This window comes from Desulfitibacter sp. BRH_c19, assembly GCA_001515945.1.
Taxonomy (GTDB): Bacteria; Bacillota; DSM-16504; order Desulfitibacterales; family Desulfitibacteraceae; genus Desulfitibacter.
This window is the reverse complement of sequence record LOER01000035.1, coordinates 1-18,026: the sequence shown is the minus strand read 5'-3', so window position 1 is coordinate 18,026 and position 18,026 is coordinate 1. Positions and strand designations below refer to the sequence as shown.

The following is an 18,026-nucleotide window of genomic DNA, read 5'->3' as shown; positions in this document are numbered from 1 at the left end:
TAACGGTTTCTAACCTTCAAATGGAGTAAACACTCCACCTGAAGTCAAGAATCCTGTTTATAGGCAGTTGCGGTTAGCCTCGTTATTGGCTAATAAGTTGGGATGTTTTCTATCCAAACAGAGTGGAACCGCGGGAATCCTTCGCCTCTGAAATAAGCGAAGGATTTTTTTGTATAGTTGGGGACATACTTCTAGCATCTCGAAGCTGGTATGAAGCCAATGTTAGAAGAATACGGGGAGAAGCTAATTAATCTCAAAAAATGGGGGATTCTATGTTTAAGAGAGTCAGAAAAGATGTTCAGATAGTTTTTGAAAGGGATCCTGCAGCAAAAAGTGTCTTAGAAGTAATATTGAATTACCCTGGATTACATGCAGTTTTAATGCATCGGGTTAACCATTATCTATATAAAAAGAACTTTTTGGTATTGTCACGATTTCTTTCACAAATAAGTAGATTTTTTACTGGTATAGAGATTCACCCAGGTGCAAAGATTGGGGATGGACTTTTTATAGATCATGGAATGGGTGTTGTCATTGGGGAAACTACAGAAATTGGTTCTAATGTTACCCTATACCAAGGAGTAACTCTAGGAGGTACTGGCAAGGAAAAGGGTAAAAGGCATCCTACAATTGGCAATAATGTAGTTGTAAGCACAGGTGCTAAGGTCTTAGGCTCCATAACTATCGGAGACGATGTTAAGATTGGTGCAGGCTCAGTAGTTCTAAAGGATGTTCCCCCTAATTGTACAGTAGTTGGGGTTCCTGGTAAGATAGTTAAGATGGATGGCAGTAAGATTGACTGTAGTGAAATAACAACTCAACATTCTATAGATTTAAACCATGGTAAATTACCAGATCCTATCTCGGAAATGATAGACTGTCTTGAAGACCGTCTAGGTAAGCTGGAAAACCGAATAAAAGAACTGGAGGAAGGCAGTAATGATTAAATTATATAATACATTAGCAAGAAAAAAGGAAATAATGGAAACAATTACCCCTGGGAAGGTTAAAATGTATGTATGTGGACCTACCACCTATAATTATATTCACCTGGGTAACGCTAGACCTATAGTTGTTTTTGATACTATTAGGCGCTACATTGAATATAAAGGATATAATGTTATGTATATACAAAACTTTACTGACATTGATGACAAAATTATTAATAAAGCAAAGGATGAGAAAATACCTCCACTAGAGCTAGCTAAAAAGTATATTCAAGCATATTTTAAAGATGCAGATAGACTTAATGTAAGAAGGGCTGACATCCATCCCAAGGTTAGTGATCACATTGATGATATTATTCTGATGGTCCAAAAACTAATAAAAAAAGAACAAGCATATGAAGTAGAAGGAGATGTTTACTTTGATGTAAGGCATTTTAAAGACTATGGGAAACTGTCAGGCAGGAGTTTGGATGAATTAAAGGCTGGTGCTCGGATTCAGGTTGATGAACGAAAAAAAGATCCATTGGACTTTGCATTATGGAAGAAAGCGAAATCGGGAGAACTATCATGGTCAAGTCCATGGGGTGAGGGTAGACCGGGATGGCATATTGAATGTTCAGTCATGTCTCTGAAGTACCTTGGAGAGCATTTTGATATTCATGGTGGTGGACATGACTTAGTATTTCCTCATCATGAAAATGAAAGAGCCCAATCAAAGGCTTGCGACTGCGGGTTTGCCAAATATTGGTTACATAACGGCTTTATAACAGTAAATCAAGAAAAGATGTCAAAATCTCTCGGGAATTTCTTTTTAGTTAGGGAGATATTAGAGAAATTCTCTCCAGATGCAGTTAGGTTCTATTTACTGGCTACACATTACAGAAGTCCATTGGATTTTGATGATCAAAAACTTGTGGTTGCCACTAAAAGTTTAGAAAAGATTAAAAATCTTAAAACAGCTTTAACAGAACTTCTGGATAGCCCTGAAGAGCAAAAAGAAAATGAGACAAAGGAAATATTTACAATAGTTGATGATCTAGAAAGAAAATTTTCTGAAGCAATGGATGACGATTTTAATACTGCTTTAGCAATTGCAGCTTTGTTTGACTTTACTAGGGAAATGAATAGTGTTATAAATTCTGCTTCCTTTATACTCACCTCTAAAACAAAGGTCGCTCTAAGGAGAGCAGATTCAGCATTGGAACAGCTTGGAGGCACGGTTTTAGGGTTGCTATTTGATATAGAAGGAGACACAGCTGATAATTCAAATTCAAGTGATGGTCTAGTAGATGATTTAATGGAAATACTATTACAGCTTCGTTCCGATGCTCGTCAACAAAAACAGTGGGCAATTGCTGATAAAATAAGGGATTCCCTAAAGGAAAAAGGTATTGTCGTGGAGGATAGTCCCCAGGGCACCAAATGGAAATTAGTGTAAAAAAAGAGGAGTATGAAAATGGATTTAGATTTTAATATATTAACAAAGGATGCTAATCCAGATTTAATGAATCCGCTAGTATGGGCATATATTGGTGATGCTGTATATGAACTATATGTTAGAACTCATTTGGTTTCTAGAGGCCCATCAAAAGTTAATCAGTTACATCGTGAGTCAGTAAAATATGTCAAGGCATCTGCACAGGCTGATTTTCTGCGAAAAATTACTGAAGAACTTACAGAGGATGAAATAAGAATAATGAAAAGGGGTAGGAACACAAAGTCAGCCGTACCAAAGAATGCAGATGTTTCAGATTATCGATATAGTACAGGACTTGAAAGCATTCTTGGATATTTATATTTACAGAACAAAAAGGAAAGGTTAATGGAGATACTAAATATGTTAGACTTAGAGAAGGAAGCATAATTGTCTAAGCGCAAAAAAGTAAATTGAAAGAGCGAGGTAAGTTATGTGAGTATAGCTGATAATATTTTCATTGCAATGAGCAAAGATATCATTGAGAATGGTAGTTCGTCTGAAGGTCAAAACGTAAGAGCTAAATGGGAAGATGGGACCCCAGCTCATACCATTAAAAAGTTCGCGGTTGTTAATAGGTATAATCTTTCTGAAGAGTTTCCAATTTTTACATTAAGGCCGACGAATTTAAAAGCCGCAATCGATGAAATACTTTGGATATGGCAAAAAAAATCTAATAACATTAAGAATCTTAATAGCAATATTTGGGATAGCTGGACTAATAAGGATGGTACAATTGGGAAGGCATATGGTTATCAATTAGGAATAAAGCATAAATATCCTGAGGGGGAATTTGACCAAGTAGACAGGCTGCTGTACGATTTAAAGCATAATCCATATAGCAGACGAATGATTGTTAATATGTACAATCATAGTGACTTACATGAGATGAACCTTTATCCTTGTGCATATAGTATGAATTTTAATGTTACTGACAAAAAGCTAAATGCTATACTAAATCAACGTTCTCAAGATATTTTTGTTGCAAATAACTGGAATGTCACGCAGTATGCAATTTTGGTACATATCTTAGCTCAAGTAAACAACCTTGAGGTTGGCGAACTAGTTCACGTTATTGCAGATGCACACATATACGATAGACATATACCTCTAATTTCTGAACTGATTACAAGAACCCCATATCCAGCCCCAAAATTGCTGATTAATTTAGAGAAAAGAGATTTTTATGATTTTAAAGTAGAAGACTTTGTTTTAGACAACTATCAAAGTGGCCCGCAAATAAGAAATATTCCTGTGGCTATATAAAGGAGAAACCTAATGAAAGCTATTGTTGCTGTTGATTTATATTGGGGGATTGGTTACAAAGGGGAATTATTACAGTGGATTCCAGAAGATTTGAAGTTCTTCAAGGAGAAGACATTGGGAAAAGTCGTCATTATGGGAAGGGAAACATTTGAATCATTACCTGGGAAAAAGCCGTTGAAGGATAGGCTAAATGTTGTGCTTAGCAAAAATGAGAAATTTGAAAATGAAAATCTAACTATCTGCCGCTCATTGGATGAATTATTTAGCACTATTGCGAATTACCCAATAGATGATGTGTTTGTAATAGGGGGCGAATCAATTTACGCTCAATTACTACCATTTTGTTCGCAAGCCTACGTGACTAAAATTCAGAATACATATGTCGCTGATAAATACTTTATTAATTTAGATAAACTTGAGGCATGGGAAGAAGTATCTACAAGTGAAATGAAAAACTATGATCATATTCAATATAGCTTTGTTAAATATGTGAACAATAAAGTCAAGGAAAATACTAGCCCAATCTAACAATAGAGGTGTAGTAAATGAATGAGACTATTGAAGGGAAAAACTCAGTTTTAGAAGCATTAAAGGCTGGCAGAGAAGTTAATAAAATATTCATAGGTGAAAATCTTACCAAAGACAGGGTTTTAAGTACAATAATAAGTATTGCAAAAAAAAATAAGATCCCTGTTCAAAATGTTGGTAAAACAAAAATTAATGACCTAGCTGAAACTAATAACCATCAAGGCATCATAGCTATGGTAGCAGCAAAAGAGTATGCTTCCCTGGAAGAAATTATTCAGAAAAAACCATTATCTGAATCGCCTATAATATTAATGGTAGATGGGATAGAAGATCCTCACAACTTGGGAGCCATAATTAGAACTTGTGATGCAGTAGGTGTAGCGGGAGTTGTGATACCCAACAGAAGAAATGTTGGGTTGACTGGCATTGTTAGTAAGGCTAGTGCTGGTGCAGTTGAATACGTATCAGTTGCACGGGTTACAAACCTATCCCAAACTATAGATGCTTTAAAGGAAGCGGGTTTCTGGGTAGTTGGTTGTGAAGCTTCAGGTGAAAAAACTATCTATGAGGTAGATTTGAAGATGCCACTTGTTCTAGTGGTTGGCGGTGAAGGCAAGGGTATTAGTCGTCTAGTCCAGGAAAAGTGTGACTTTCTGACTAAATTACCTATGGTTGGTAATATTAGTTCTTTAAATGCGTCTGTCGCTGCATCTGTATGCTTATATGAGGCGTTGAAGCAAAGAATATAACAGCAGAGAGGTAATAAGTGGTGATTTATGTTGGTGGAGTATCTAATAGTAGATGGCTATAATGTTATAAACAACTGGCCTATCTTAATCAATCTTAAGAATGATAATTTAGAAATGGCTAGGGATAAACTGGTTGAGATGTTACAGAACTATCAGGGAACTCAGGATATAAATGTAATTGTTGTTTATGATGCCTATTTGTCAAAGGCAAAAATGAGGAATGTCTCTAGTCAAGGTAAAGTGCAGGTTGTTTATACTAAAGCAGGGGAAACAGCGGACACATTAATTGAAAGAATGATCGGAGAACTCCCAGCAAGAAGTAGTATAACAGTTGTAACCAATGATTGGAACGAGCAGAGGATTATCATGGGCAAAGGTGCTTTAAGGATGACCTCTAGGGAGTTACTATATAGGCTGGCAGCAGCAGAAGAAATAGTTAGTGAAAAAACTAAAAATAGTGATATAAATGTAAAATCAATTGAAGATCGCCTCCAGGATCAAGTTAAAAAAAAGCTAGAAGAGTGGCGCCGAAGACAACCTTAGGCAAAATAAAGTTGATTTCATGCACATTTTAATGTATAATTATGGCGGTGAGATGGACAAACTAATTAATTTGTTTGCCTCCGTAAAGTTTTAGGCAAGTTGTGTACAAGACTTGCGTATAGTTGTGATGAGGGTATTTATAAATAAATATACTTTCAAGGTATTTATCATAGAAATACCTTTTTATTTAAACTTCAGGTGGAGGCGATGCCATGAGTGTAAATGCTCAAAGCAATATTTATCATAGCTACGAAGTTTTGGTTGATGAAGACATTGTGGAAATTGCCCAGGCAGGAGACGATGCAGCTCAGGAGTATTTAATCACTAAATACAAAAATTTTGTTAGAGCTAAAGCAAGGTCGTATTTTCTAATCGGAGCAGACAGAGAAGACATTATTCAAGAAGGCATGATTGGTCTTTACAAAGCTATTAGAGATTTTCGATGCGATAAGCTCTCTTCATTCAGAGCTTTTGCTGAACTGTGCATTACCAGGCAAATTATCACAGCTATTAAAACTGCCACAAGACAGAAACACATTCCTCTTAATTCTTATGTATCCCTTAACAAGCCCATTTATGATGAAGATTCAGATAGAACATTATTAGACGTTATTTCTGGCTCAAAAATTACTGATCCAGAAGAATTAATTATTAGCCAAGAAGAATTTGGTGATATTGAAGAAAAAATGGGTGAAATATTAAGTTCTCTTGAGTGGAAGGTTTTAATGTCATATTTAGAAGGCAAATCCTATCAAGAAATAGCATTTGAATTAAAAAGACATGTTAAGTCCATCGACAATGCCCTTCAAAGGGTTAAAAGGAAGCTAGAAAGATACCTTGAGAAGAGGGAAGCATAATCCAGATATTGCCATCATATTATTGTTGACTTACTATTAACAGCGTGATATAATAAGTTTTGTCAGTCAGCGAGCAACAACAGCTGACAGCTACTTGGAGAGGTTCCCGAGTTGGCCAAAGGGGGCAGACTGTAAATCTGCTGGCTCAGCCTTCACTGGTTCGAATCCAGTCCTCTCCACCAGTCTTAATCTAATTTAATAAAAGTACTAACAACATTCGTTGCGGGGTGGAGCAGCTGGCAGCTCGTCGGGCTCATAACCCGAAGGTCGTAGGTTCAAATCCTTCCCCCGCAACCAATTTTTATTTTAAGACACTTTTAAGGACAATTTGGTGGGGATATTCCCCTAACACAGATATTGAGTATAAAGAGGGGTGTGTCCCCTTTCATTATGGGCCCACATAGCTCAGCAGGTAGAGTGTCGCCATGGTAAGGCGAAGGTCATCGGTTCAAATCCGATTGTGGGCTCCAGAAAATATAATAGTACCAATAAACCAGATCACTTTCGGTCTGGTTTTTTTGTTCTGTATGTAACTTATGAATTACGAAAAAGTTTTTATGAGTCTAGTTTTCTAGGGTTCCGCAGTTTATAGCTGGCTGGTCCGAGAGAATTAGATATAAAAGTTAAAGCCTGAAATCCCTCAAGCTATGATATCAGAAGAGAATTCCTTACTTCTGGGGATTGCTGGATTATATTGGGGAATTAGCATGTGTTGTATGCTAATTGGAATTTGGAGTTTAGGCAAAAAAGATAAAAGTTAAGACACCTCATTCTTAAATTGTGAAAGAAGTAGATTGATGACTACTTTGTACCAGATCATGGGCAGGAGTTGCCTCTTTTGGAACATGAATTAATCCTATAATAAGGAGTTGGTGAACATTTGATAGTATAACAATAGTGATTATAATCGTTGTATAATATAATAGGTCAACTTGAAGATTAGTCTGCTTTTTAAACAAGGAGAACTAGTAATGATAAAACAATTTACTATATCTAAAATAGATAATGTAATGAAAATTTGGCTTGAAGAGAATATAAAAGCTCATGATTATATATCCGAAAATTATTGGATGGAAAATTATGATTCTGTAAAAAGACTATTGCCACAATCTGAAGTTCTTATTTATGAAGAGGGTAATGAAATAAAAGGATTTATAGGCATTGTGGACAAATCATATATTGCAGGACTATTTGTGTTAAGCCAGTATCATTCTAATGGAATAGGAAGTAAATTGGTTGAAAAATGTAAGCAAAATTATCCCCTTTTAAGATTAGATGTTTATGCTAAAAACTTGAAAGCGATAAAGTTTTATAAAAAGCATGGATTTATAATAGAAAAAGAAAAAGAAAATGAAGATACTAGGGAAACGGAGTATTCAATGGTATGGAAATGGTAAGGAAAAAATAATAAAAGAAAAATAGGTGATTTAACTGCTAAGTTAGCAGTTTTTTAATACTTATTTAACAAAAATTATTAGAAAAGGAGTAGTTAAACATGAAAGACTTTCAAACGTTTTTAGATAGTATTGATGATCCAGATAAAAGAGAGCGAATGGATGATATCTTAAATTATGTTAAAGAGAAGTTTCCTCAATTGAAAGAAGAGATAAAATGGAATGAGCCAATGTTCAGTAACCATGGAACTTTTATCATAGGTTTTAGTATTGCTAAAGGGCATATAGCTGTGGCTCCTGAGCCAGTAGTCATTAGTCTCTTTGAAAAAGAGATTGAGGAGGCAGGATATTCCCATACGCAAGGGTTATTTAGAATCAAATGGACGGATAAAGTGGATTTTGATTTGCTGTATAAAATAGTAGCTTATAATATTGAGGATAAAAAAGATATGACTAAATTTTGGAGAAAGTAAAAATTGAATGCAATTTATAATGTCAACCTTACCGTATTTATACATAAGTGTAGCTGCCGTATTTCTTAACTTGTGGGCAGAAATCTCTGCTGGATCCAATTCAGATGCACTAACATACTTCTTGATAATGTCTTGTATGGCCCTTGTAGTAATACGATTATTGTTTCTAGAAATAAAAAGAGCCTTGGTTTCTCGATTTTGATATTCTTTTATGGTATTATCAGCACGGCCTTTAATAACAACCAAGTAGTTTACCAGGTTATGCTACCGAAAAAGTTTACCACTTTAGAGTTTAATATAGGGAAACCCTGTAAAGGCATGTCCATGTGTAGCATCATCTACTTATTGAGAAGCGTAAGCTACTATCCTTGAATTATTAGCGATTCGACAAAATATGTCATCCTTTTACAAGAAAATTGGTTTATAATTATAAAATGTATATAAAAGTGTGGATAGTACGAAGGTTAGTAAAATAATTATGAGTAAATGAATGATTAATCCAAATGCGATTAAGGTCTGGAAAGACAGGAAATATCGAATTTAGTGGTACTTATATTAAATCAATACAGTACAGTTGAAAAAGGCAAAACTATTGAAAGATAGTGACTGCAAAGCTATGGGTCTAAAACTGTTAAGTGCAGCTATGATCGCCAGGCTACCAACCATTATTTTGTTTAAATATGAAAACATAGGGTTGGATATGTTGCCAGCTCTATGTTTTTATTATTAAGAGTAGTGATTCAGATTAGATTTGTAAAGTTAGTTATTAGAGGCTAGTTCTATATAGCAGCATAGGGCAGGGTGCCCATTTAAATATAATTTAACTTAGAATAATTCCGAAAGGGTGATTAAAAAGTGGCTAAAATAGAGGTGCATCTTAGTGAAGAAGAAAAAAGGCTTTTATACTATACGTTTCGAGAAAATAATATGGAAACAAAATCTCGAAAACAAGGGTTCATTAAGTGTTTTAAAAAGATACTACTCTTAAAGTAGTAATGCTTTAGAAATTATACTCAAATTAAAGATAGGGGAAAAATTGTATGTTATTTCTATCACGTTCAGTAAATATGCTTGTTTATTCAGCTTATCAACCCATTTATTCCTTAGATAATATGAAAATTATGGGGTATGAAGCTTTGATTAGATCTCATACAGGTCTCTCACCAGGAGAACTATTTACTACAGCAGAAAAAGAAGGGAAAACAGTAGAATTCGATATTAAATGCATAAATAGCTCAATCTCAAATATAGCAAGAATTAGTGGTATACTCTTTATGAATATTAGGCCTTCGACATTAATACTATTATTCAAAAACCACACAAATTGGTTTAAGAGGAATATACCAAAAGATAAGGTAGTTCTAGAGATAACGGAAGTAGAGGAGATTGTAGACATGGAATGCTTCCTTAAAATTTTGAAGGAACTACGAAAATGGGGCTACAGGTATTCAATTGATGATATTGCTACTGGCTATAATAGGATTCATTTGGTAATCAATTCCACGCCAGATTTTATTAAATTAGATGGCCCAATAGTTAGAGGCTGCGATCAGAGTACAACTAAACGTTCTGTAATTAGACACCTTGTAGCAATTGGTAAAGATATAGGAAGTACAGTAATTGCTGAAAACATTGAAAACAGCAGAGAACTTCAAACAGTTCAAGATTTAGAAGTGTCATATGCACAAGGATTTTATTTAGGCAAACCAACCATTGATCTAGATAAAATGTTTTAATATACAATTATTTTGTTTAAACAATTAGTGTTTAAAGTCTACTAAGACTGATATATTAATAATCAGTCTTTTTTGTACCCTATTTAAGTTCAGATTTTATCTTTCTAGTGAGTATACCATGGATAAAAATATATGCAAAAAACATAAATAAAGGTTATGAACTCTTATTCTTGAAGAACTCTTTAAAATTGCAAATGGGCAACAGATTACTACTATCACAGGATTGATATCAGGAGTTGACTGGGATCATATTAATAGACTAAAACATTTTGTGAAAAATTGGCTTTAAAGTTGAATTAGACTACAAAAAGAAAAAAGGAAATATATAATGTGAGAGAAGAAAGTCATAATCTCCAGTACGGATGCTTTCTATTATTTATTCATATAATATTAAACTTCCTTAAAAATGAACTACTCAATAATGACAGCGGTCTTTGGTGGAGGGTATGTTACAGAAAAATAGAGGATAATGTAATAAATAAAGAGAAGATTATAACTTCTGCCAAGTCTAACTAAGCTATAGACTACCGTTTCTAACAACATTAGTTCTATTTATTAATGCAGGCGGATAAGCATAAATCCTATGGGGGACAATCTTATGTTCAACACTTTAATTGCCCTACAAATGCTATTTGTTAATATTTATACCTCATATATGTGTTCGAAAAAGAAATACTCACCCTTGGTTACGTGGACAGTTTTTGTTATTTTCACGTTCATTTTTATTGCTTTTATGCGTCCTATACAAAATATAATACCTAACCCTGGACTTGGAAGCGGTTTGTTTATGATAACCGGCTTTTTATATATAATCCCTTTAAAATATTTATATGATCAGTCTATAAAATATACGATCTTAATTATGTGTTCATCTTGGATCTATACAATGCTTACCTTTTCCTTATCTGTTCGTGTAGGATATTTTTTGCAACTGGACTGGATGAGCTTATCTGTATTTCTTACTCAGACTATTATCTATATAATTACTCTCCCCTATTTTCTCAAATCTGTAAGGGAAAAACTCACTTATATTCTTAAAAATCTGGATAATAAAACAATAGATACTATTTTAGGTCTAAGTTTATTATGGTTTTTTCTTATTATATTAATCAATTATACCTTTGTAGCAGGCACTTCTTTCGCATTGGAATTATTAATAATCCTTTTCTTAGTATGCAATGTTACCTTATCCTATAAACTATTTTTTTCGCTAATATCTGTCAATGAGACAGCAAAAATACTGAGAGAAAGAGTAAAGATTGACACACTTACTAAATTAAGAAACCGTGAAGGATTGTATGAGGATACTCTTAACAAAATAGATAATAGTATTTCTTTTGCTATTATCTTTATTGACCTGGACGACTTTAAGAGTATTAATGATAGTTTCGGGCATGTAGTAGGAGATTGCTATATTATTGAGTTTGTAAATACAATAAAGAGAACATTTAAGATAGATAATTTTTATAGGATGTCGGGTGATGAATTTATTATTATATATGAGGGTAATGAGCTTGCTTCCTTTTGCTGTAAAATAGAAGAATTGGAATTTGTGGAAAAGAAATCCGGCGTAGCATTTCGTGGTTTGAGCTTGGGATATTCTTTATTTCCGTCAGATGGAAACAATCTAAGCGACTTGCTCCATGTTGCAGATATAAATATGTATCAAAAAAAGAAAGAAAAACACTATCACAGGTTTCCATCTCGTTGAAAAGATTTAATTTATATCTTATATTGTAAGCGATTTATCAGGGGTCATTAGCTCTGGGAGAACACTAAAAGTTGTGTCAAGCTTCTTAAATTAAACTATATATATTCTAATATCTAATATCTAATACCTAATTTCTTAACCTGTCTCATTTATATTTAATGGAGTCTGTTTTGATATGCAAAGAGTTATTATTGCATCTCAAATAACGATAAAAGTTATAGATTATCTCCGATTGTACCCATATGTTAATTTAACAGTCAAAACACCTTAGAATAACAGGGTGTTTTAATTATGGTTGATGTGACTTTCTCAGATTTTATCCCTCCCATAAAATATTTAATGTTAGGTGGTAAACTAATTCAATAGCGAAATGGGTTCAAGTGGTATACTTTTACAATATCATTTACAAATGGTGTAAGTTGTTCTTAAAAATAAACCGGTGCTCTGTTCCTTTATATATTTAACTAACCAACATAAATATCTAATTCAGGTAAGATTTTGTGTATTACCCTAAACTTATGCTCTGCTGCAGCCCGCATGAATTTAACCCAATCAGAGTTATTAAATCCTTCTATTCTTTTGAACACATACGAATTCAATACTTTGCTTCCAATTATATTCCTCAAGCCACTCTGCTTTTTAGCTTCAACTGCCTCATAAAACCATTCCCTGGGATCGTAATTAAGGGTCCTATCAATTTCATTAAAATCCTCAAAACCAAAATAATTATTATTAATTGTCTGGAGCCATTTCTTATGCCTATTACCTAAACTATCTCTATTCTTAAGTAGAGCAACTATTTGGTGTTCATACTCCTTTAAGCCCTTTTTGTACAGAAGCTGAAAGGCAACAACGTCAATGCAGTAATAGAGAAACTTAACCCCATAATTAGAGGTATAGGTAACTACTGGTCGCCATCTGTCGCAAAACGGACGTATTCACATATTGACCACCACGTCTGGAAGAGCACATTTAAGTTCCTAAAGTATCTGCATCCAACTAAAAGTAAGACCTGGATAATAGGTAGGTACTATAAACCAGACATAACAGGACAAAGCAAAGATAGGTGGATATTGACGGACCCAAAAGAGCATAAACAACTGACTAAAATGTCATGGATACCGATAATCAGGCATGTTCTAATTAAATTCAGAGCAACGCCATACGATGCATGCCTTAAAGAATATTTTGAACGTAGGGATGAAAAGGAATTTGATAGAAACTGCATTAAAAGCAAGCAGAAACTGGCTAAAATGCAGAAATATAAATGCCCTATATGCAAAATGAGTATTGTAGATTTTAGTGAAAGGCTGGTAGTACAAGAGAAAATACCAGTTATACACGGCGGAACAAGGAAATATAATAATTTACAATTGGTACATGGATATTGTAACAGACAATATTATAAAATGTTTCCGCTAAAAGGTGAGCCTCCAACTAGCCAGCAAAAACTAGAAGGGTATAAAACCTTAAGACAGCTAAGACTGGCAGAAGTATCATAAAGATAAACGGATAAATGAGAGCTTGAGCTGTATGTCTTGAAAGGGACACGTACAGTTCTTAGGCGAGAAGGAGGGAGTAATCCCTCCGACTTAGCCGACAGCTGGTGAACCCCATAATTGTCCATAACGGCAACTTAAATCCTAATGAGAAGGGATCTTTCATTAGGTGGTTGGGACAATCTACTACATTTGATACCATTAATTAAGCGGTTAAAAAGGTTACAGATCAGATTGTAAAAGAGAATTTCTGGAAAGTAGATGTAAGGCATTAAAGATAGATGCAATAAAGTTAGTTAAGCATGGCATTAGCTAGAATAATTAATTATATAGTAGATACTTGCTCGACCAAATTTTTGCCTGCGCCAAGAAAGCTTTTGTTGCTGGAGAAGATAATTTAAAAGAGCTAACCGCCAAACCAATATTTCTCTGCAATAGTGTCTTTAACTTAACAGAAACTATTCCAGGTGGCTTAAAGCTTAAACTTGGAACAATAGATATTCCCATGCCAGCATTAACTAAAGCTATAATAGTAGCGGTATGTTCTATTTTAAATTGTATGTTTGGTCTAACCTTATATTTAGAAAATAAGGGTTCTATATAAAACTCACATCCAGCTAACGGCATTATAAACGGTTCGTTAGCTATATCAATTAACTCAATAGTGTCTCTATCCTCTAAAGGATGGCCTTGAGGAAGTATAACTACATATTCGTCACTTATAACCGATACTATATCAAAACTTTTATTTGGCAAAATAACAAAGCCAATGTCCACTACTCCTGAAGAAATCCATTCTGTTATATCATCATATCCCCCTTCAAATAGTTCCACTTCAATTTTGGGATAAATACTTTTAAACTGTTTTACCATCCCTGGAAACAATTCAGTAGAAGCTGTTAGAAAACTCCCAACTCTAATCTTACCAATTTCATGGCCGATTATTTTAGCAGCCTTGTACTCTATTTGCCGTGTGTGGTTAAGTACCGCACGAATGTTGATTATTAATTGTTCACCAGCATAAGTCAATGTAACTCCTGTCCTACTTCTGTGCAGTAAGGATATTTCTAACTCCTCTTCTAGGCTTGCAATAGCGTGACTTACAGCCGATTGAGATAGACTTAACACTTCTCCAGCTTTTGTAAAGCTACCAGTTTCAACTACAGTTTTTAGGATTTCCAATTGTAAAAGAGTCAATAAAAAAGCCTCCTTTCCACTATGCATGAAATATTATTCATGTATATAATAATAACTATTCATTGGACTAATGTATAGTTAAAATATATCATTAAAACAAATTTATTCTACAAGAAGGGAGTTTTAAATCATGACAAACTATATTGAATTAGCCCAGGAAATGGGAGCTACTCATGCAATAATTGTAACTAGTAAAGACCTGGTATTTGACCCTAGAACATATCTAAAGTGTATGAGTTGCTCTGAATTTGGGACTTGGCGGTGCCCTCCTAATCAACCTAAATATAAAGAGGCAAAAATAATGTTAAAAAAGTACTCGGAAATTTTGTTGATTCATGGGCATAACAAGTACTTAATTAATAAGATAGCTAGATATATAGAAAAAATAGCCTTCCTTGAAGACAATTATTTTGCCTATGCTCTATGTGGATGTTATCATTGCAAACAATGCAAACGTTCTGAAGAAAGTCCATGTGTCAATCCAGACTATAGGAGACCTTATTGCTATTCCTTTGGAATTGATACCTTCCAGACAGTAAGGAACTTAAATCTTCCTATTCAAGTTCTTAAATCTAAAGATGAAACACAAAATTGGTATGCCTTCGTCTTGATTAATTAAACATGGGTTTTATATAATCAATACTAACCTAGCTTTAATAGATTTTGTCGACCAAGTATCTTACTCCACGAAGTAAACATGTAAAATTCTATTTTTAAGGGGTGTGATACGCACTCCTTTTTATTTTGTGTTTAAACATATTCCCATAAAGTAGCAGGAATTGAAATTCTTGTGGAGAAAATGTCTAAATATGGGTTGTGATATGTCTATAATGGGAACTTGGTAAAAGTCAATTTAGCACAATTATAGTGGGTCTAGATGTCCATCGAAAGCTTGCAATAATAATCCTCAAAGAAAGAGGATTATTTTCATGTTAGACTGTAACAAAAGGGTTTCTTTTGGTACTAATAGGTAGAAGGCATATTAATCTAAGATGTACAAATAAAAAACTAATGCTTCTAGTAATTAGCCCCACAACCCTACTAACTGGATCATATAAGTAAGCGGGTACCTCATTAAAAGGGGCAAATTAAATAAAAGAATGGAGAAAATTATGAAAAAACAAACGGTGATCGGCATAATGGTTGTTTTAATAATCCTTAATGTGTTTTTGATTGTGGCACTAATTAATTCAAATGAGAGTAAAGAATATCAACAGTTGATAGATGACTACGAAAGCCTTACCCAGGATCATAAAGCATTAACAGAAAAAGCAAATGGAATAGTTCAGGAAGACAATTCATTTATACAAGGCTACGGTGGCATGAAATATCCTGTAACAAGCGGATTACGAAATTACATAGGAGAAGAACCCTTAAGGGTATATCCAAGTTCCAAAGCTCCTTATATATATGAGGATTATGGTCAATATGTTTATGAGGATGATAAACCGAACCTTATTGTTGAACTGATTAATGAGGTCCAAACTGAAAAAGAAACCTGGTGCCTTGTTCTCGATAGTAGAGGTATAAGTGGATATGCACATCGTTCCGATCTTATAACAATCGATGAAGAAGAAAATTCATATGATTATGGGAGTGGTATTGAAACCTTAGGTGGCTTTACAGTAGGCGAGCGGATAGAAACCCTCATTGGTATGCTTGATCGAGATTATTATCTTATTTATGAAAACGGTAGAATTTATGAATTCCCAGATAAAGCATCTAAGGATATTAGTGTTGACCCAATTAAAGTACCTTTCTCTGATATTCGTAGTCTAGATGCTTTTGTCAGAGATACTAACCGTATCAGTCTTTTGAGAACAGATTCTCCTGAATTCCCATTAAAAGACGGATATAAGGTTGGTGATAATGCAATTGAGGTATTAGATTTTTATGCGTCTAAATATGATTATTTAGACGATTCATCGCATTATTGGTATTCGGATTATACATTTATTCTGGAAGACGGTCATATGATGGAATTTTTTATTGATACGGAAGAACTAAATCAAAGTAGCGTTATTAGATCCATATGGATAGATTAGTAATTGATTAATATTTCAAACTGATTACATTTTAAGGGGTGCAGTTCAATCTGCACTCTTTTTCAAATGCTTTACAGCCCTATTCCCTAATGTTGCAGGAAATGTAAAATTTATGGAGAAGATGTTCAAATATAACAGTAGTAATAGTGTCTATAATGCGAAGCTGGTGCACAATACTCCTGTGCCATAACGATATTTTAAATCCCAAAGAAATAGGGATTTTTTTATTTTCAAGTGTAACAAAACAGCCCATTATGGTACTAATAAGTAGTAGTATTTTAATATGTACAGTAAAGTGTGTATGGTTGCTTATTATGATGGCACATGATTTTTTGAGAGAGGAGGGAGCTAATATCAAGCTTAATAGGGTTGTTTATGCTTTTTTACTACTAGGTGTAGCCATCTCAAGCTATCTATTTTACCAATATGAAAATAATAGTATTGAAGAAGCTATATCTTATACAGTTATTGTAGGTACGGCAATGACTGGCTATTTGATAGCGATAATAAGACCTGACTTCTTTATTAGCCTATTTAGAAATAAAACTGTAACATCTGTAGAAGCATGGTGGCTCATAAGAATACCTGGTGTGGTTATATTCATCTGGGGAATTTATTGGATATATATGAAATGGCAGATGTTTATAAGGCTTAACGTATAATTTTCTAAAGAGTGTATAGATGGTAATTATAAAGCGTATTAGATGGTAACGGCGAAACAAGTTACAAATTGAATTACAGCATATAGGTAGATTATGGTGTAAAGAAAGAGTAGTATACTAAGTATAAAAGAAGGGAGATAAGAATGAATAAAAAGAATACAATAATAATTATTTTGCTAAGTATCATTATTTTAGTTTTAATAGGGTGTGTGTCATCTAATAAACAAATAGATAATACATCTCTAGATATAGCTGATTTTTATGGAGAATACACATTTGATGAAGTAGTATATATGCGCAAATCTTCTGCAATAAGTGAAGAACAATATCAAAATGACTTAAAAGCAGTAACAGAAACTTTTACAGATGTAGAGTTTTCAATAGGAGAGAGTTATTTCTATGAAAGTTCAAAAACATTTGGAGAAAATCCATCAGAAGGTTTTGAATTTACCACCATAAAGGAATACGGTGATAAATATTATGATGACTTAGTTAGAAAAGATATTGAAAATTTTCAGGGTCTGGGTTCTATATTTGACTATGATGATATTAAAAAAGAATTAGATGTTAACGAAATCAAGCATTATATTATGTATGTAGAAGATGGGATTTTATCAAATCCTTCGTTTTATATAACAAAAGACAATATTTTTGTTGCCATGGAAACTATATCCTTTGGAGAAACAGATGATGCTTTAAAGGGATATACCCATTATTTATTGAAACTTAAAGAAAATTAATAATGGCTTCTGTGATGAAATATAATCTTTAAAATTAAACAATTTAATGAAAGGAAATTATATAGTTTTAAGTTATATCGAAGATATTTAGAGTGTTAGTTGAACATAATTTATACTATGCGTCACAAAGTAAAATCAAATCATTATTTTTTGTGGAGTGCATATCCTTAGGCACTCCTTTTAACTTATTTCCATAATGTAGCAG

Annotated in this window: 17 protein-coding genes, 3 tRNA genes and 1 pseudogene; 20 read left to right on the top strand and 1 reads right to left on the bottom strand. The window is 33.7% G+C overall.

Annotation, left to right across the window (positions count from 1 at the left end; genetic code table 11):
• Positions 1-272 precede the first annotated feature (272 nt).
• The 16 genes and pseudogenes from APF76_01770 to APF76_01695 all read left to right on the top strand — a co-directional run bounded on the left by APF76_01770 (position 273) and on the right by APF76_01695 (position 13,180).
• Positions 273-947 (top strand): serine acetyltransferase, encoded by a 675-nt coding sequence (locus APF76_01770; GenBank protein KUO49924.1) that lies wholly within the window; start codon positions 273-275, stop codon positions 945-947.
• The gene (locus APF76_01765; GenBank protein ID KUO49938.1) at positions 943-2,385 is read left to right on the top strand and encodes a cysteine--tRNA ligase; all 1,443 of its coding nucleotides are present in this window, start codon (positions 943-945) and stop codon (positions 2,383-2,385) included. The genes APF76_01770 and APF76_01765 overlap by 5 nt, the downstream gene beginning before the upstream one ends.
• Before the next feature lie 12 nt (positions 2,386-2,397).
• Positions 2,398-2,811: a hypothetical protein gene (locus tag APF76_01760; protein ID KUO49923.1), complete on the top strand. Its 414-nt coding sequence runs from the start codon at positions 2,398-2,400 to the stop codon at positions 2,809-2,811.
• Positions 2,812-2,856: 45 nt separating this feature from the next.
• Positions 2,857-3,687 carry a thymidylate synthase gene (locus APF76_01755; GenBank protein KUO49922.1) on the top strand — a complete coding sequence of 277 codons (831 nt, stop codon included), beginning with the start codon at positions 2,857-2,859 and terminating at the stop codon, positions 3,685-3,687.
• A gap of 12 nt (positions 3,688-3,699) precedes the next feature.
• Positions 3,700-4,215 (top strand): dihydrofolate reductase, encoded by a 516-nt coding sequence (locus APF76_01750; protein ID KUO49921.1) that lies wholly within the window; start codon positions 3,700-3,702, stop codon positions 4,213-4,215.
• Between the two features lie 17 nt (positions 4,216-4,232).
• Positions 4,233-4,964: an RNA methyltransferase gene (locus APF76_01745; GenBank protein KUO49920.1), complete on the top strand. Its 732-nt coding sequence runs from the start codon at positions 4,233-4,235 to the stop codon at positions 4,962-4,964.
• A gap of 27 nt (positions 4,965-4,991) precedes the next feature.
• Positions 4,992-5,507 carry a hypothetical protein gene (locus APF76_01740; GenBank protein KUO49919.1) on the top strand — a complete coding sequence of 172 codons (516 nt, stop codon included), beginning with the start codon at positions 4,992-4,994 and terminating at the stop codon, positions 5,505-5,507.
• A 212-nt stretch (positions 5,508-5,719) separates the two neighbouring features.
• Positions 5,720-6,364 (top strand): RNA polymerase sigma-H factor, encoded by a 645-nt coding sequence (locus APF76_01735; GenBank protein KUO49918.1) that lies wholly within the window; start codon positions 5,720-5,722, stop codon positions 6,362-6,364.
• A gap of 96 nt (positions 6,365-6,460) precedes the next feature.
• A tRNA-Tyr gene (locus APF76_01730) sits at positions 6,461-6,546 on the top strand.
• A gap of 39 nt (positions 6,547-6,585) precedes the next feature.
• A tRNA-Met gene (locus tag APF76_01725) sits at positions 6,586-6,661 on the top strand.
• Positions 6,662-6,758: 97 nt separating this feature from the next.
• A tRNA-Thr gene (locus tag APF76_01720) sits at positions 6,759-6,834 on the top strand.
• A gap of 501 nt (positions 6,835-7,335) precedes the next feature.
• Entirely contained in the window at positions 7,336-7,761 is a 426-nt protein-coding gene (locus APF76_01715) for an acetyltransferase (GenBank protein KUO49917.1), read from the top strand.
• 98 nt (positions 7,762-7,859) lie between these two features.
• Positions 7,860-8,231: an iron chaperone gene (locus APF76_01710; protein KUO49916.1), complete on the top strand. Its 372-nt coding sequence runs from the start codon at positions 7,860-7,862 to the stop codon at positions 8,229-8,231.
• Between the two features lie 1,040 nt (positions 8,232-9,271).
• Positions 9,272-9,967, top strand: a complete 696-nt coding sequence (locus tag APF76_01705; protein ID KUO49915.1) for a hypothetical protein — start codon at positions 9,272-9,274, stop codon at positions 9,965-9,967.
• A gap of 598 nt (positions 9,968-10,565) precedes the next feature.
• Positions 10,566-11,678, top strand: a complete 1,113-nt coding sequence (locus tag APF76_01700; GenBank protein KUO49914.1) for a hypothetical protein — start codon at positions 10,566-10,568, stop codon at positions 11,676-11,678.
• 830 nt (positions 11,679-12,508) lie between these two features.
• Positions 12,509-13,180, top strand: a pseudogene (locus APF76_01695).
• Between the two features lie 318 nt (positions 13,181-13,498).
• Here the strand turns inward: APF76_01695 and APF76_01690 are convergent.
• Complete coding sequence (locus tag APF76_01690) at positions 13,499-14,374, bottom strand: hypothetical protein (protein ID KUO49913.1); 876 nt, start codon at positions 14,372-14,374, stop codon at positions 13,499-13,501.
• Between the two features lie 130 nt (positions 14,375-14,504).
• Between APF76_01690 and APF76_01685 the strand changes: the two genes are divergently transcribed.
• The 4 genes from APF76_01685 to APF76_01670 all read left to right on the top strand — a co-directional run bounded on the left by APF76_01685 (position 14,505) and on the right by APF76_01670 (position 17,821).
• A complete protein-coding gene (locus APF76_01685) occupies positions 14,505-14,993 on the top strand; it encodes a hypothetical protein (protein ID KUO49912.1) in 489 nt (162 codons plus the stop codon).
• Positions 14,994-15,513: 520 nt separating this feature from the next.
• Positions 15,514-16,419, top strand: a complete 906-nt coding sequence (locus tag APF76_01680) for a hypothetical protein (GenBank protein ID KUO49937.1) — start codon at positions 15,514-15,516, stop codon at positions 16,417-16,419.
• Positions 16,420-16,565: 146 nt separating this feature from the next.
• Entirely contained in the window at positions 16,566-17,081 is a 516-nt protein-coding gene (locus APF76_01675) for a hypothetical protein (GenBank protein ID KUO49911.1), read from the top strand.
• Positions 17,082-17,224: 143 nt separating this feature from the next.
• Positions 17,225-17,821, top strand: coding sequence for a hypothetical protein (locus APF76_01670; GenBank protein ID KUO49910.1), 597 nt, complete (start codon positions 17,225-17,227; stop codon positions 17,819-17,821).
• The last annotated feature ends 205 nt before the right edge of the window (positions 17,822-18,026 follow it).